This is a genomic window from Microvirga solisilvae (genome assembly GCF_022808595.1).
GTDB classification, from domain to species: domain Bacteria; phylum Pseudomonadota; class Alphaproteobacteria; order Rhizobiales; family Beijerinckiaceae; genus Microvirga; species Microvirga solisilvae.
Genome location: NZ_JAKUCN010000003.1, coordinates 409,498 through 424,540 on the forward strand (window position 1 = coordinate 409,498; position 15,043 = coordinate 424,540).

Consider the following 15,043-nt stretch of genomic DNA (forward strand, 5'->3'; position numbering starts at 1 on the left):
AAAAACCTCTTGGCCAGCGAGGGTTAACGCTATAGACCGTCCGGCCCTTCAGCCGCAGCTTGCCGGGTATGCCTATGTCCGCTTCTTCTGATCTGTCCATCGGTATCGATTTTGGCACCAGCAATACGGTGGTGGCGGTGGCCGATTCGCGCGGGAATGTGGAAGCGCTGACCTTCGACCATGGGGGCGAGAGGCTCAAGGTCTATGTCACCGCCCTTTGTTTCTGGGACGAACGCCACGGCAACGGCCTGCGCACGGGGGTGGAAGGCGGACCTTGGGCCATCGAGCAATTTCTGGAAGGGCTCGACCCGCACCGGTTCATCCAGTCCTTCAAAACATTCGCCGGAAGTGCCTCCTTTCAGGAAACCCGCATTTTCCGCGACCGCTATCGCTTCGAGGATCTGCTGAGCACTTTCCTGCGCACGCTCATGCGCCATGGCGGTTCGCAGCTCGATTGGGGCGTGCGCAACGTGGTGATCGGTCGACCCGTGCGGTTCGCAGGCTATAATCCTGACGAAGCTCTCGCCATGCAGCGCTATAAGGCCGCCTTCGGCAAGCTGGGGGCCGATCATGCGCGCTATGTCTATGAGCCCGTAGGCGCAGCTTTCTTCTATGCGCGCCAGCTCAATCGCGATTCCACCGTTCTGGTGGCGGATTTCGGCGGCGGCACCAGCGACTTTTCGGTGATGCGCTTCTCGCGGGAGGCCGGTGCTTTGCGCGCGGAGCCGCTCGGGCATTCGGGTATCGGCATCGCTGGCGATGCCTTCGATTACCGCATCGTCGATCACGTGGTCTCGCCCCGGCTCGGCAAGGGCGGGCTCTATCGTTCCATGGGCAAGACGCTGTCGATTCCCAATCATTACTACGCCAATTTCGCGCGCTGGAACCAGCTTGCGATGATGAAGGGCAGTGGTGATCTGAAGGAGCTGCGTGATCTCGCCAAGACGGCGCTGGAGCCGGAACCGCTCGAAAAGTTCATCGACATCATCGAATACGATTTGGGCTTTGCTCTTTATCGCGCGGTGTCCGCCGCGAAAGTGGCCTTGTCGAGCCAGGACGAGACGGAGTTCCGGTTCCAGGAAGGCAACGTCGATATCACGGCACGGATCGCGCGCAGGGATTTCGAGAGCTGGATTGCGGACGATGTACGGCGCATCGCCGAGACGGTGGATGACGCGCTGGCAAAATCCGGTGTAGGGGCTCACGACATCGATAAGGTGTTCCTCACAGGCGGAACCTCTTTCGTTCCTGCCATCCGCCAGCTCTTTGTCGAGCGCTTCGGTGAGGAGCGGCTGACCTCTGCTGATCAATTCGAATCGATTGCCTATGGCCTGGCCTTGATCGGCCAGACCGCGGAGCCTGGACGCTGGGCAATGTGATTTAGCCCTGGGTCGCGAAAGAAAATTACGCTTGCGGCGGACATGAGAAGGGTTTTATTTCGCAGCGCAGCATGAAAGCTTGAACTGGGAGCCGGCCCTTGTCCCTCATCAACCCCGATGTCACCCCTGAAAAGGATTTTCCGCTCCGCGATGACATCCGGCTTCTCGGCCGGCTTCTGGGCGATACGATCCGCGAGCAGGAGGGTGAGGCGGTCTATGAGATCGTGGAGCGTATCCGGCAGACCTCGATCCGCTTTCACCGGGATGAAGACGAGGCGGCCCGCAAGGAGCTCGAGACGATCCTGAACAGCCTCTCCCGGGGACGCTCGAACCAGATCATTCGCGCCTACAGCTATTTCTCGCATCTGGCGAATATCGCCGAGGACCAGCATCACGTGCGCCGTTCCCGCGCTCATGCCACAGCGGGTGCTCACGCCCTGGAAGCGCCGGAGCCGCGTGAAGGCACCATCGCGCGTGCCTTGAAGCTGGCGAAGGAGGCGGGCGTCAGCCAGGCAGCACTCCAGGCCTTCTTTGCTTCCGCCCTAGTTTCTCCAGTGCTGACTGCGCATCCGACGGAAGTGCGCCGCAAGAGTACCATCGATCGAGAGATGGAGATCTCGCAGATTCTTGCTCAGCGCGATCGGCATGATCTGACGCCCGAGGAAGAGGCTGCGACCGAGGATGCAATCCGTCGTGCCGTGCTCATCCTTTGGCAGACGAGCATTCTTCGCCGCAACCGACTGAAGGTGATCGATGAGGTAGTGAACGGCCTCTCGTATTATGACTACACTTTCTTCAAGGAGCTGCCCCGCGTTTATGCCTCGCTGGAGGATCAGCTTGCGGCCATTGATCCGGCTTGGCAGACACTGGAAATTCCCTCCTTTCTGCGCATGGGAAGCTGGATCGGCGGCGACCGCGACGGCAACCCGTTCGTAACGGCGGACGCACTCAAGCAGGCGCTGCTCCTGCAGAGCAAGCACGCGCTCGGCTTCTATCTGGAGGAGCTGCATTGCCTGGGTGCTGAGCTCTCGCTCGATGAGCGCTATGTGAACGTGTCCGAGCAGGTGCGCGAACTCGCCAAGGCTTCCCCGGATCACTCGCCTCATCGCCAAGGTGAGCCTTATCGTCTCGCGATCTCGGGCATGTATGCGCGGTTGGCAGCAACTGCTTCCAGCTTCGGTCATGGGGACGTGGCGCGCCATGCCGTGGGCGAGGCTCCTGCCTATGGCAGCGTGGAGGAATTTGCAGGCGATCTGTCGATTCTGCATCGCTCGCTTGTGACGAACGGCTCCGGAGTGCTCGCGCGGGGACGCCTACGCCGTCTGCGCCGCGCCGTCGATGTATTCGGCTTCCATCTCGCGAGTCTCGATCTTCGCCAGAATTCCGACGTGCATCAGCGCGTGGTGGCGGAACTGTTCGAGAAGACTGCCCCCGGAACGACGTATGATACGCTCTCAGAGGAACAGCGCGTCGCGCTTCTTCTCGAGGAGTTGAGAACACCGAGGCTGCTGACGTCGCCGTATTTGGATTATTCCGAGGAGACGGCAAAGGAGCTTGCGATTGTCCATGAGGCTGCCGAGGCACATCGGCGATATGGACAGGCCGCGGTGCCGAACTATGTGATCTCGAAGGCGAGCGATCCGTCCGATATTCTCGAAGTCGCGCTTCTGTTGAAAGAGGCTGGCCTCCTGCGCCCGCGCGAAGGTGAGATGGCGGTCAACGTCATCCCGTTGTTCGAGACGATCGCCGATCTGCGCAATTGCAGCCGCGTAATGAATGATCTCTTCGCGCTTCCCGATTACATGCGTCTCCTGCGCAGCCGGCATCAGGCTCAAGAGGTCATGCTCGGCTATTCCGACAGCAACAAGGACGGCGGCTATCTCACTTCGGGTTGGGAGCTCTACAAGGCGGAAACCGAGCTTGTCGAGGTGTTCAAGCAACACGACGTCGCCTTACGCCTCTTCCACGGTCGCGGTGGCTCGGTCGGTCGCGGTGGCGGCCCAAGCTATCAGGCGATCCTCGCACAGCCCGGCGGCGCCGTGCAGGGCGCGATCCGTATTACCGAGCAGGGCGAAGTGATTGCGGGCAAGTATTCCAATCCCGATCTCGGACGACGCAATCTCGAAATCCTGGCTGCCGCGACACTTGAGGCATCATTGCTTCACTCGGAACAGACAGCTCCTCGCGCGGAATACCTCAAGGCCATGGGGGAACTGTCGGAAAACGCCTACAAGGCCTATCGCGCCCTTGTCTATGAGACGGAAGGTTTTGAACGGTACTTCTGGGAATCCACGGTGATCGGCGAGATCGCCAATCTCAATATCGGCAGCCGTCCCGCCTCGCGCACGAACTCGCGCCGCATTGAGGATCTGCGCGCCATTCCATGGGTGTTCGGCTGGGCGCAATGCCGTCTCATGCTGCCGGGCTGGTACGGCTTCGGCTCCGCCGTTAACGCCTTCCTGGAAAAGAACGGCGAGAAGGGCATGGCACTCCTGCGCGAGATGTACCGTGAATGGCCATTCTTCCAAGCGCTGCTTTCGAACATGGACATGGTGCTCGCCAAGAGCAATATCGCCATTGCGTCACGCTATTCGAAGCTAGTCGAGGACGAAGCGCTGCGTGAGGCGATCTTTCCGCGCCTGAGGCACGAGTGGGAAGCCTCTATCCAGGCTTCGCTCGCGATCATGGAGCAGGAAACCCTGCTTGATAAAAATCCGCTCCTCGCACGCTCCATCCGCAACCGTTTTCCTTATCTCGATCCGCTGAACCATCTTCAAATCGAGCTGTTGAAGCGTCACCGTTCGGGCGATGCCGATGATCAGGTGGTGCAAGGCATTCACCTGTCCATCAACGGCATCGCTGCCGGCCTGCGCAACAGCGGCTGAAGCGCGCGGCTTGGAACCGCCTGGCCGCCCTCTCGTTGGAAGCGCGAGAGCTGAACGGCTCTCGTTCCAACGAGAGGAGGGAAGCCATGTCTCGCGGTGACAAGTCATCCTATACCGACAAGCAGAAGCGCAAGGCCGAGCATATCGAGGAAGGCTACGAGAACCGTGGCGTCTCGGAGAAGGAAGCCGAACGGCGCGCCTGGGCCACCGTCAACAAGCAGGATGGCGGCGGCAAGAAGGGTGGCGGCCACAAGTAAAGGGTCGATCTCTGTAGCCATGCCGGGCTGGCCATGCTTTATGCGTGATCACTGCAATCAGCCCGGCATGGATGATGAGATTAAGCCTTTCCTCGAATGAGGCAATCAAAGCACGCCTCTGTTATGGCGCTGCGGCGCTTGCTGCGATCATCAGCGGCAGTGCCCTGCGCCTTGTTCCTGTTGGCTTGCCCTATGCCATCGTCAAATACGGCGGGTCGACGATCTGGGGCGCTATGGTCTATGCCATGGTCGCCTTCTGCGTACCCTTTGCTCGCCTGCGCACGATCATCCTGATCGCGTTGAGCATCGCGGTTCTGTCCGAGCTTTTCCGCCTCTATCAGACGCCAGAACTCGATGCCTTCCGCAGAACCCTTGCAGGTCAGTTGCTGCTGGGACGCATCTTCTCGGTCTGGAACATCGTCGCCTATGCTGCCGGCATCATGCTGGCGGCTGCTGCGGACGGAGCCTTCAAGCGCTCACGGATTCAGGTTTCACCAGCGGCTCGTTCTTCTTTTCCGGAATGAAGATCTGCGGCCGGTTGAGGGCTGCAATCATGACATAGGAAATGATCATCAGCAGGAACCACGCCCCGAGCTTAGTGAAGGGAACGATGGACCAGCCTTTGGCCTGATGCGGATAGAGCCAGGCGCCCGTGATGGTGCCAATATTCTCGGCGAACCAGATGAAGAGAGAGACCAGGAAGAAGCCGAGCAGAAGCGGCATGTGGCGGTGAACACGCCAGACCTTGAAGTAGACCGTGGTACGGCCGAACAGCAGAGCGGTCAGCGCAAACAACGCCAGCCTGACATCAGAAATATAATGGTGCGCGAAGAAATTGATGTATATGGCCACCGATAGAAGAATGGTCGCCCAGATGGGCGGGTGATACGTGAAGCGAAAGTCGAAAAGTCTCCACACGCGGGCGAGGTAGCTGCCTACTGCCGCATACATGAAGCCTGCGAAGAGTGGTGCGTTCCCAATCTTGAACAAGCTCGCCTCAGGATAGGCCCATGACCCGACCGAGGTCTTGAAGATCTCCATGGCTGTTCCGACCACATGGAAGAGAAGAATGACCTTGGCTTCTTCCAAGGTCTCGAGGCGCGCTGCAATCAGAACACCCTGGATCAGGATGGCGGCGATGAAAAGGAAGTCGTAGCGCGCCAGAGATGCGCCGGCCGGGTACCACAGCTTGGTGGCGATCAGCAGAGCCACCATGAGACCGCCGAACAGGCAGGCCCATCCCTGCTTGATGCCGAAGCGCAGGAATTCATAGAGCCCGGCCGCCCAAGGTCCCTTGCTCTCGAAGGCTTGGGAAAGCCGTTCTTCGGCTGAGATGAAGCGGGCTGTGAAGGGCCAGAGTTTGGCGGAGCTGGGATGATTTTTGCGTAACAGCATTTCACTCCTATGACATGGAGATTTCTTCCTGCCAAGGCATCCGCATAAGGGCATTGCCCCTGGAGAAGATGCTTCAGGGCGTGTATGGAGAAAACCCCTCATATCCCCTTCAGGGAGGAAGTCTTGCTCACGAGTTCCGCTGCTGGCGTCTACGTCATTTGCCCCACGCCTTTTGAGAGCGATGGACGGCTCGATATGGCCTCTACCGACCGCATGGTCGAAGCCTATCTCGAAGCAGGCGCCACAGGGCTGACGATCCTAGGGATCATGGGCGAAGCACCGAAACTCACCGCCGACGAGTCTCAGGCTTTCGTTCGCCAAGTGATGAAAGCGGTCGCTGGGCGCGTGCCGGTGATCGTAGGCGTGTCGGCTGCCGGCTTCGCAGCGATGTCGGCCCTGTCCGCTAAGGCCATGGATGCCGGCGCCGCAGGCGTGATGATCGCGCCGCCCTCGACGCTGAAGACCGACGATCAGATCGTCACCTATTACGCCGATGCGGTGGAGGCTATCGGTGCGGATGTGCCCTTCGTTCTCCAGGATTATCCGCTCACGACGAATGTCGTCATGACACCGAAGGTGATCATGCGCATCATCGAGCAGAGCCCGTCCTGCGTTATGCTCAAGCATGAGGACTGGCCGGGTCTCGACAAGATCACCACCCTGCGCCGCGCCAGCGATAAAGGTGAGGTGCGCCGTGTTTCGATTCTCTGCGGCAATGGCGGCCTGTTCCTTCCCTTCGAGATGGAGCGTGGCGCCGATGGCGCGATGACGGGCTATGCTTATCCCGAGATGCTGGTCGGCGTCGTCAATCTCATCAATCAGGGCAAGCGCAAGGAGGCACACGATCTCTTCGACCGGCACTTGCCGCTCGTGCGCTACGAGACACAGCCCGGCGTTGGCCTCGCAGTCCGTAAATATGTCTTGAAGAAACGTGGCATCATCGCTCACGACACGCTGCGTAAGCCCGGGCCGAAGCTGAGCCCAGAGACCATCTCGGAAATCGATTGGCTGATGCAGCGCATCGAGCGTTCGGAATAACAAGGAGACTGATGAGGATGAAGACAGGGTTGGAAGGAAAGCGCGCGCTCGTTCTCGGGGCGAGCAAGGGCTTGGGCTTCGGCATCGCGCAGGGGCTTGCGGAAGAGGGCGCGCGCGTTGCCATCGCAAGCCGCACCATGGAGGGCTCGAAAGCCGCTGCCGACAAGATTGGCCGGGATGTGCTGCCTTTCGTCTGCGACACCGGCAAGGTGGAGCAGGTCGATGCTCTTGCCAAGGGCGTGACGGCGGCGCTCGGCGGCGTCGACATTCTCGTGCTCAACAGCGGCGGCCCGCCTCCCGGCAAGGCTCAAGGCGTATCGTCCGATCAATGGCGTCAATCCTTCGATGCCATGTTCGTCAATCTCGTGCGCATCACGGATCATCTTCTTCCTGGCATGATCGAGCGTAAATTCGGCCGCATCATCTCGGTGATTTCGTCGGGCGTGATTCAGCCGATCCCGAATCTCGCCATTTCCAACGCCATCCGTCCGGCGCTCGTCGGCTGGGGAAAGACGCTCGCCAGCGAGGTTGCGTCCTCCGGCGTTACGATCAATGCCATCGCACCAGGCCGCATCGCCACCGATCGCCTAAAGCAACTCGACGCTGCCAATGCCGAGCGTACGGGCCGCTCCGTGGAAGACGTCGCTGCTGCTGCCCGCGCCGGCATTCCGGCGGGCCGCTATGGCGAGATCGAGGAATTCGCTGCCGCTGCCGTCTTCCTCGCGAGTGAGAAAGCCTCCTTCATGACAGGCTCAATCCTGCGGGTCGATGGCGGACAGATCTCGTCGGTGACTTAAATCAAGCAATGAGGAAGGCAGATCACTCTGCCTTCCTCACATTTTTTGAACATTCGCCTTAGGCAATGATGCCGAGTGCGTAAAGCGCAATGCCTGCCAATGAGGTTGCCGCCAGTGTCGGCAGCATGCCGATTTTGAAGCGGAACATAGCGACGATCGCGGCCGCCGCCAGCAGCAGCGCCCAGACATTCACGCTGCCCCACACGGGAACATCGAGGTTGAACGGTCCCCATGCGACGGCACGAACCTCGCGGAAGATCGTATGAATGCCGAACCAGAGCGCCAGGTTGACGATGACGCCGACGACGGTCGCTGTAATTGCGGAGAGCGCGCCGCTTAAAGAACGATTGCCGCGCAAGACCTCAATGTAAGGGGCGCCGAGGAAGATCCACAGGAAGCAGGGCGCGAACGTCACCCAGGTCGTAAGAAGCCCGCCAAGGGTTCCGGCGATAAGCGGATGAAGCATTCCCGGGTCCCGAAACGCCGCCATGAAGCCTACGAATTGCAGCACCATGATCAGAGGCCCCGGCGTCGTCTCGGCCATGCCGAGACCATCGAGCATCTCACCCGGTTTCAGCCAACCATAAGTCTCCACCGCCTGCTGCGCCACATATGCCAGGACGGCATAGGCGCCACCGAATGTGACCATGGCCATTTTGGAGAAGAACAACGCGATCTGACTGAAGACATCATCCAGACCGAGCACGAAGAGAAGCGTCGCGACAGGAATGAGCCAGAGCGCAAGCCATACGAAAGCGACGCACAGAGTTCGCTTTCCGTTCGGACGTGCATGGGCGGGGAGATCATTGCCGAGAAGATCATCGGATGCATCATCGCTCTTCGAGCTGACTGTTGCGAAGTGAGAAATGCCGGATTTTGCTCCCATGAAACCGATAAATCCGGCGGCTAGGATGATGAGCGGAAATGGGATGCCCAGAAAGAAAATGCTCACGAATGCCGCCGCAGCAATGCCGACCATCACTCCATTCTTCAATGCACGCTTGCCGATGCGCATCACAGCTTCCAGAACGACCGCAAGGACAGCGGCCTTTAAGCCGAAGAAGAGCGCGGCGACGAAGCCCGCATTGCCATAAAGGGCATAGATCCAACTCAGGCCCATGATGGCGACAATTCCGGGCAGAATAAACAGCCCACCGGCCATGATGCCGCCGAGGGTGCGGTGCATCAGCCATCCCATATAGGTCGCCAATTGCTGTGCCTCGGGTCCTGGCAGAAGCATGCAATAATTCAAGGCATGCAGAAATCGTGTCTCGGAAATCCAGCGCTTTTCCTCGACGAGGATGCGGTGCATGACCGCAATCTGTCCTGCCGGGCCGCCGAAGCTCAGGGCTGCGACGCGCAGCCATACGCGGAATGCTTCCCCGAAGGAAACGGTGAGACGGGCCGCTTCTTTAGTGGTGTTCTTTTCCATGCTCTCGAATGCCATGCTCATTTCAAGCCTCCGCTCTTCGAAGGCCAGTTGTGTGTCTCATCCGTCGCATCCCGGCACCAACGGTAGAACGCATCATAAAGCAGCATGCCTGCCTCGAGTTGAGCAAGGTCATCCGCGAACATGCGCGAGAGGCCTAATGAGGCGGCAAGCAGGCCAGGTGCTTCGGGAGCAAGATCAAGCCGTGCCGTATCGGCTCCCCTGACGATTGTGGCAAGTCGCAGGAGTGGCTCGGTCGTGAGACCAAACTCTTGGATCATCACGTCGAACGTGCAGAGTTCTTCTCGATGACTCCAGAAGACCCCGTCACCCTCGATATCGAATGGCGTTGCTCCGAAACGCTCAGCGACGTCCTGGACCTCGGATGTCGGCACAAAGAGAAAGACTGCGTTAGCATCGATGAAGCGGCGGATGAGCCAGGGGCACGCGATCCGGTCGATCTTGGGCCGCGAGCGTGTGACCCATAGGGTGCGACCCTGAGCATCTCGTGGTGGCAGTTTCGCTTTTGGCACGACGGGAAGACCAGCCTGCGACCAAGCTAGAATACCGCCTTCCAGAGCATCGGCAGTAATCCCAGAATGGCGAAGCCAGGCTGCGACCCCATGGCTGAGCTTCAGCCCTTTCTGGCAGATCGCGACGACGGATTGACCGACATAGTCATGAGCCCATTCCGAAACCTTGCCATAAGGTCGATGTCTCGAACCTGGGAGCATGAAGGGAGTTGCGGCAAAGTCCTCATCCGTACAAACATCGATAAGCACAGGGCATTTCGGCGTGCCGATGAGTCGAGCGAGCTTTTCGGGGGAGATCGTGTTGAGTGACGACATGGTGCATCCGTTAAAAAGTTAGAGCGGATGCGATGCTTGGGCCTGTCGCCTCGTGGGGAGATCGCAATCCCCATATCGGTATTACATGCCCAGCACCAGATTTTGTCAATTCCTTAGCGCGCAGTCAGCGTTGCAGGCGTGGCCTACTCAGCGGAGACCATAAGACCGTTCTCCACCAACGTGGCCCATGTCTCCTCGGCGCTTTCCGCGAAGTGCACGAGCTTGCGGTCGTGCTCGCTCACCATGCCATGCTCCAAGAGGGCATCGAACTTGATGATGGACTGCCAATACCCCTTGTCGAATAGCACAATTGGAAGAGGCGGGGCCTTTCCGGTCTGGCGGAGAGTGAGGACTTCGAACAACTCATCCAGAGTTCCGAACCCGCCGGGGAAAACCACGAGAGCATTGGCGCGCATGGCCAGATGCATCTTGCGCATGGCGAAGTAGTGGAAGCGGAAGGTCAGGTCGGGCGTAGAATAGGCATTGGGCTCCTGCTCGTGCGGCAGGGTGATGTTGAAGCCGATGGACGGCGCGTTCACGTCGTAGGCTCCGCGATTGGCAGCCTCCATGATCCCGGGCCCACCCCCCGTTGCGATGACGTTGTCGCGCAGGCCTCCGCTGGCAGTCAAAGCTCCGCCTCGCTGGGATGCGATGGCGCCGAAGGCGCGGGCTTGCTCATACCAGTAGGGATGCCGCCCCGGACCGTCCTCGCGGACGCGAGCGCTGCCGAACACGACGATGGTAGAGCGCACGCCCCAGATACGCAGATTCTCTTCCGCCTTCACATATTCCAGCTGAAAGCGAACGCCCCGGGTGGAATCGCCCAGCAGGAAATCCTGGTCGAGGGCAGCCAGGCGATAGGAGGGGGAGGCCATCTGGGCCGTGCTCGAGGGCTTTCTGTCATCCATGCGCAGGAACTCCTGTTGTCCCGCCCCGCAGAAAGCACATCTTGCGCCTATGGTTAAGAGCCCGTGGGACGTGTTGGGATTTCCGGAGGGCTCGACGGAGGAACGCCCAGGGGCTCGCCGGGGCTCGGAGCCTCGCTCGGCGTAACCGGTGGGACGCCCAGAGGTTCGCCCGGGCTCGGAATTCCAGGCGGACCAGGATCGGGACGGACAGGCTGAGGAGCTGGATTGGGCACATTCGGCTGCGGCGGTGTCGGATTGGGTGTATCGGACATGACGAGATCCTTATGGTGTTACTCGGTTCCGAACGGGCATTGTTGGGCTTTGTTCCGATCCGCACGGGTCAGTACATTTGACTCTGGGCTCTAACGCCAAGGTCGCTATATTCACAGCGAACAAGGGTAAGAGAGCCCTTGAGACGTAAAGGGAGCCCCGACTGTGAATCGCCTATCCTCATTGAAAGCTACGGATATCCTGCCGGTCGACGGCTGCAGCGGTGCTCTCGCCGGGCGCGTATGGCGTCCAGGGATAGGCCCTTGCGTGGTTGCCATGCGCGAGGAGGGCGTGTTCGATATTTCCGCGACTTGCTCCACGATGAGCGAACTCGCTGCACAGAGTGATCCGGCCCAGGTCGTGAAGACCGCTGAAGGCGAGAGGATCGCCTCGCTCGATGAAATCATGGCGAACACACCATCCGATGCGCGCGATCCGTCAAGGCCGTGGCTTCTGGCTCCCGTCGATCTGCAGGTGGTGAAGGCCGCCGGCGTGACCTTCGCGGTGTCCATGCTGGAGCGTGTCATCGAGGAACGGGCTCGAGGCGATGCGAGTGCCGCCGCAGCCATTCGCACGGAGGTGCTGCGCCTAGTGGGGGATGATCTCAGCCGCCTGAGACCTGGCTCGCGCGAAGCAATGGCATTGAAGGATGTGCTCGTTGCGCAGGGAGCCTGGAGCCAGTATCTCGAGGTCGGCATCGGCCCCGATGCAGAGGTTTTCACGAAGGCTCCGACTCTGTCGTCTGTCGGCGCCCTCATGGATGCGGGCCTGCATCCGAAATCAACCTGGAACAATCCCGAGCCGGAGGTGGTCGTCGTCGTGACAGCCGAGGGCCGGATCGTCGGCGCTGCATTGGGCAACGATGTCAATTTGCGCGACTTCGAGGGCCGCTCCGCGCTGTTGCTCTCGAAGGCCAAGGACAACAATGCCTCCTGCGCACTGGGTCCCTTCGTGCGGTTCTTCGACGACAGCTTCTCCCTCGACGATGTGCGGGGAACCAATGTCACATTGACGGTAGAAGGCGAAGACGGTTTCAAGCTCGAAGGCTCGTCATCCATCACCAAGATTAGCCGCGATCCTGAGGATCTTGTTGCGCAGACGCTCGGTCCGCACCATCAGTACCCGGACGGTTTCGTGCTCTTTCTTGGTACCATGTTCGCGCCGACACAGGACCGCGACGAGCCTGGAATGGGCTTTACGCACAAGACAGGCGATATCGTCACCATCGCCGCACCGAAACTCGGAAAGCTCGTGAACCGTATGAAGCCGAGCTCCGACTGTGAGCTTTGGACGTTCGGCCTGCGCGCTTTGATGACGAACTTGGCCTCCCGCGGTCTTTTGAAGGCGCACTGATCTTAAAAAACGAGGGGCGCATCCTTGTATGATTCCGATGCGCTTCTCGCCTTGCTAATGTCATTTCAATACTTTTGAATTAACCGCATTTGCAGATCAAAAACAGCTTTGTGGGTATTCCATTGAAGTTTGCCTTTCGGGCGCCATCATAAGCGATCACAAAGAGTTGTTGGCCTGAAAGAAAACTGATCCTGTCGCTCCGAATGTTGTCGCGTTCCATGACATGCATATCCGGCATGAGTGGCATGAATCGAAACGTCATTCCATTGAGTGGAAAGATGGCAGGTTTTAAAGGCCAGCAGACGTAATTCGCGCATTGTCATAGAGAGCTTAAAAATGGTTGCTTATCGACGTTATCTTATTGCCTCGTCTCTTGCGCGTTTGATCAGAAAAGAAAGAGGCGGCAATCGCGTCACGGAAGGCCATTTCCCAAACCAGGCTGACCGAAGCTCCTTCGTGATCGTAGATGGTGAAAAAGGCAGTCTCGTTTTGGTTCATGCAGGAGCCAATGGTCCTGTGGAGGAGCGCACGGAAGTGCCGCGTGCTCATGCCGAGGCCCTGCTCGATGTAACCCCCGGTAAGCTCGATTATTTGCTCACCCACCTGACTGTTGGCACACGCGACATTCAGATTGCTCGCTTCGTCACGCCTGGTCCTTTCGACATGATTTCCGTCTCCTTCGAGAGTGAGGATGAGGCGCGGGATTTCCGGCCGCTTTCCTGGTTCGGTCCCGATGTCACGAAGGAGACCGCCTATCAGAATCGCGCGATCGCCTTGAACGGCCCGCCGCAAATGCCGGAGGTGCCGCTGTCGAATGCTGCTCTCAATAGTCTGCTCGACACGCTTGAGAACCGGTACAGCGCCGGGCGCTCCTACACCACGCATCACCAGGCGAAAAATTCCGCCGAAGTCGAGATCGTACAGAATGGCGCGCCTCCCGCAGCATCGGAGCGAGGACAATCTCCGGGGCAAGGCAGGTCTGCCGCGCAGCAGCCGTCCCCTGTCTCGACGGATGTCGAAATTGCTGAAGACGAGAGCAACGATCTCAGCATCGAAGACAATGTGATCCGCGAACTGGCGCGATCCTTGCGTCCGCAACGCCGCTAAAGCTGAAAGCCTGGATCGAAAGATCCAGGCTTTTTTATCAACTGGGCAGCACGATGCAGCTGCCGCGCAAAGAACGGATCTTCTGGCAGAGCTCTTCGGCACTCCTGCGTGTATCGGCTGGCGCACGTACCCGATAGAAGGTTCTCGATCCGCGATAGCGCAAACGCGTCCCGATGATCATGGGGCGTGCGTCCTTCAGCAGGGAAGCATAAGCCTGGCTCGCGCGCATATAGGTTGAGAGCGCCTGCGCTTTTGAGAAGTTCCCTGCCAGCTGTACACCCCAGGGAGCAAAGGGGGCTTCTCCGTCAGAGCGTCCTGCCGGTGTGCGAAGTGCGGAAACGATTTGCTGGCAGCTTTCAGCTTTTGTCTGTGTTTCGGTAAACCTCTGTGGGCCTTTCTTCGCGTCGTCCGCCCATTCCTCCGCCGCGCGTCCCGTGATGCTGATAACATAACTTCGGGTCTCAACAGGCAGATCTCCCCGCCCTTCGAGCCATGACAGGACCCGTGCCCGGCCTCCATTATAGGCTGCTGCGGCAAGGCCCAGATTGCCGAATTGCGCGGCGAGATCGGCAACCAGTTCAGCGGCCTTCGCAATGGCTTGTTCAGGGTCAAACGGATCAGCCAGTCCACGCTCCCTGGCTGTCCCTGGCATGAACTGTGCCACGCCTTGCGCTCCAGCGGAGCTGACGACGCCGGTCCGGAACGAGCTTTCACGCCAGATCAGTTTCGTCAGGAAGTCTCTCGGCACCTCGTGCTTTTGGGCGGCGTCCTCGATGAGGCGGCATAGGGCTTGATCGACCGTTTCGCCAGACATCCCTTGCGACGCCCCGGCGTGGGAGCAAAGCAGCATGAATCCGCAGAAAGATGCGAGCCAGATGCGCATGATCACCTGTCGGCCGGAAGATGGAGTTACAGATAGGCGATCATTCGCCCCGCCAGAAGAACAATGATCCATGCGACAAGGGAAATGAGCGCATAGGCACGCGCTTCCGGAGGTAGCGCGCCTGTGCGCAGAGCGGAATTGAAGCGGACGTGGAACAGGATGATATTGATTAAGCCGACCGCGATGAAGACAAGTTTGACGTAGAAAGCAGGATTGACGCCGAGGGCACGCGCTTCGACCGCGAGCAGAAGAATTCCTGTCGGTACCTGGAGCGCCAGTCCCAAGGCCGCGAGAGGGATGGCATACCGCCCGACTTGTTGCGCATGCTTCCCGTGCTCAGCCAGAACCTTCAGATCGAACACGGCGATGCCGCCGACAAGGAAGGCGGCGCCGAGTACGTGAATGAGATTGGCGGCCGTATAGAGCCACGCCGAATGTCGGCCTGCATGACCCAGCCAAGAGGCTTCCAGCGCGGCAAGGAACTCGAGATACAT

15 protein-coding genes are annotated in these 15,043 nt (G+C 59.4%); 8 read left to right on the forward strand and 7 right to left on the reverse strand.

Going from position 1 to position 15,043, the window contains the following annotated elements; genetic code table 11:
- The first annotated feature begins 74 nt into the window (after positions 1-74).
- From MJ639_RS09205 to MJ639_RS09220, 4 genes are all read left to right on the forward strand, one after another.
- Positions 75-1,379: an Hsp70 family protein gene (locus tag MJ639_RS09205; protein ID WP_243370576.1), complete on the forward strand. Its 1,305-nt coding sequence runs from the start codon at positions 75-77 to the stop codon at positions 1,377-1,379.
- Between the two features lie 98 nt (positions 1,380-1,477).
- The gene (gene ppc / locus MJ639_RS09210) at positions 1,478-4,264 is read left to right on the forward strand and encodes a phosphoenolpyruvate carboxylase (protein ID WP_243370578.1); all 2,787 of its coding nucleotides are present in this window, start codon (positions 1,478-1,480) and stop codon (positions 4,262-4,264) included.
- 86 nt (positions 4,265-4,350) lie between these two features.
- Positions 4,351-4,521, forward strand: a complete 171-nt coding sequence (locus MJ639_RS09215; RefSeq protein WP_243370975.1) for a hypothetical protein — start codon at positions 4,351-4,353, stop codon at positions 4,519-4,521.
- A gap of 71 nt (positions 4,522-4,592) precedes the next feature.
- On the forward strand, positions 4,593-5,045 hold the full coding sequence (locus MJ639_RS09220) for a ribosomal maturation YjgA family protein (RefSeq protein WP_243370580.1): 453 nt from the start codon (positions 4,593-4,595) through the stop codon (positions 5,043-5,045).
- Here the strand turns inward: MJ639_RS09220 and MJ639_RS09225 are convergent.
- Entirely contained in the window at positions 4,990-5,916 is a 927-nt protein-coding gene (locus MJ639_RS09225) for a DUF817 domain-containing protein (RefSeq protein WP_243370582.1), read from the reverse strand. The two genes, MJ639_RS09220 and MJ639_RS09225, sit on opposite strands and share 56 nt — an antisense overlap.
- 84 nt (positions 5,917-6,000) lie before the next feature.
- Between MJ639_RS09225 and MJ639_RS09230 the strand changes: the two genes are divergently transcribed.
- Both MJ639_RS09230 and MJ639_RS09235 read left to right on the forward strand, forming a co-directional pair.
- Positions 6,001-6,954 (forward strand): dihydrodipicolinate synthase family protein, encoded by a 954-nt coding sequence (locus MJ639_RS09230; protein ID WP_243370584.1) that lies wholly within the window; start codon positions 6,001-6,003, stop codon positions 6,952-6,954.
- Positions 6,955-6,971: 17 nt separating this feature from the next.
- Complete coding sequence (locus MJ639_RS09235) at positions 6,972-7,751, forward strand: SDR family oxidoreductase (protein ID WP_243370587.1); 780 nt, start codon at positions 6,972-6,974, stop codon at positions 7,749-7,751.
- Positions 7,752-7,809: 58 nt separating this feature from the next.
- Here the strand turns inward: MJ639_RS09235 and chrA are convergent, their stop codons facing one another.
- The 4 genes from chrA to MJ639_RS09255 form a co-directional block, all read right to left on the reverse strand.
- Positions 7,810-9,204, reverse strand: a complete 1,395-nt coding sequence (gene chrA, locus MJ639_RS09240) for a chromate efflux transporter (protein WP_423790770.1) — start codon at positions 9,202-9,204, stop codon at positions 7,810-7,812.
- A complete protein-coding gene (locus MJ639_RS09245; RefSeq protein WP_243370590.1) occupies positions 9,201-10,028 on the reverse strand; it encodes a chromate resistance protein ChrB domain-containing protein in 828 nt (275 codons plus the stop codon). Before MJ639_RS09245 ends, chrA begins: the two co-directional genes overlap by 4 nt.
- 143 nt (positions 10,029-10,171) lie before the next feature.
- A complete protein-coding gene (locus MJ639_RS09250; RefSeq protein WP_243370594.1) occupies positions 10,172-10,936 on the reverse strand; it encodes an LOG family protein in 765 nt (254 codons plus the stop codon).
- Positions 10,937-10,989: 53 nt separating this feature from the next.
- Positions 10,990-11,208 carry a hypothetical protein gene (locus MJ639_RS09255; RefSeq protein ID WP_243370597.1) on the reverse strand — a complete coding sequence of 73 codons (219 nt, stop codon included), beginning with the start codon at positions 11,206-11,208 and terminating at the stop codon, positions 10,990-10,992.
- Between the two features lie 163 nt (positions 11,209-11,371).
- Here MJ639_RS09255 and MJ639_RS09260 point away from each other — a divergent pair, with 163 nt between their 5' ends.
- Together MJ639_RS09260 and MJ639_RS09265 are read left to right on the forward strand one after the other, a co-directional pair.
- Complete coding sequence (locus MJ639_RS09260) at positions 11,372-12,559, forward strand: fumarylacetoacetate hydrolase family protein (protein ID WP_243370600.1); 1,188 nt, start codon at positions 11,372-11,374, stop codon at positions 12,557-12,559.
- Positions 12,560-13,015: 456 nt separating this feature from the next.
- Positions 13,016-13,666 carry a CYTH domain-containing protein gene (locus tag MJ639_RS09265; protein ID WP_243370604.1) on the forward strand — a complete coding sequence of 217 codons (651 nt, stop codon included), beginning with the start codon at positions 13,016-13,018 and terminating at the stop codon, positions 13,664-13,666.
- A 37-nt stretch (positions 13,667-13,703) separates the two neighbouring features.
- On the opposite strand, the gene MJ639_RS09270 is transcribed toward MJ639_RS09265, so the two are convergent.
- Complete coding sequence (locus MJ639_RS09270; RefSeq protein WP_423790771.1) at positions 13,704-14,549, reverse strand: lytic transglycosylase domain-containing protein; 846 nt, start codon at positions 14,547-14,549, stop codon at positions 13,704-13,706.
- Positions 14,550-14,575: 26 nt separating this feature from the next.
- Positions 14,576-15,043 carry a hypothetical protein gene (locus MJ639_RS09275; RefSeq protein WP_243370607.1) on the reverse strand — a complete coding sequence of 156 codons (468 nt, stop codon included), beginning with the start codon at positions 15,041-15,043 and terminating at the stop codon, positions 14,576-14,578.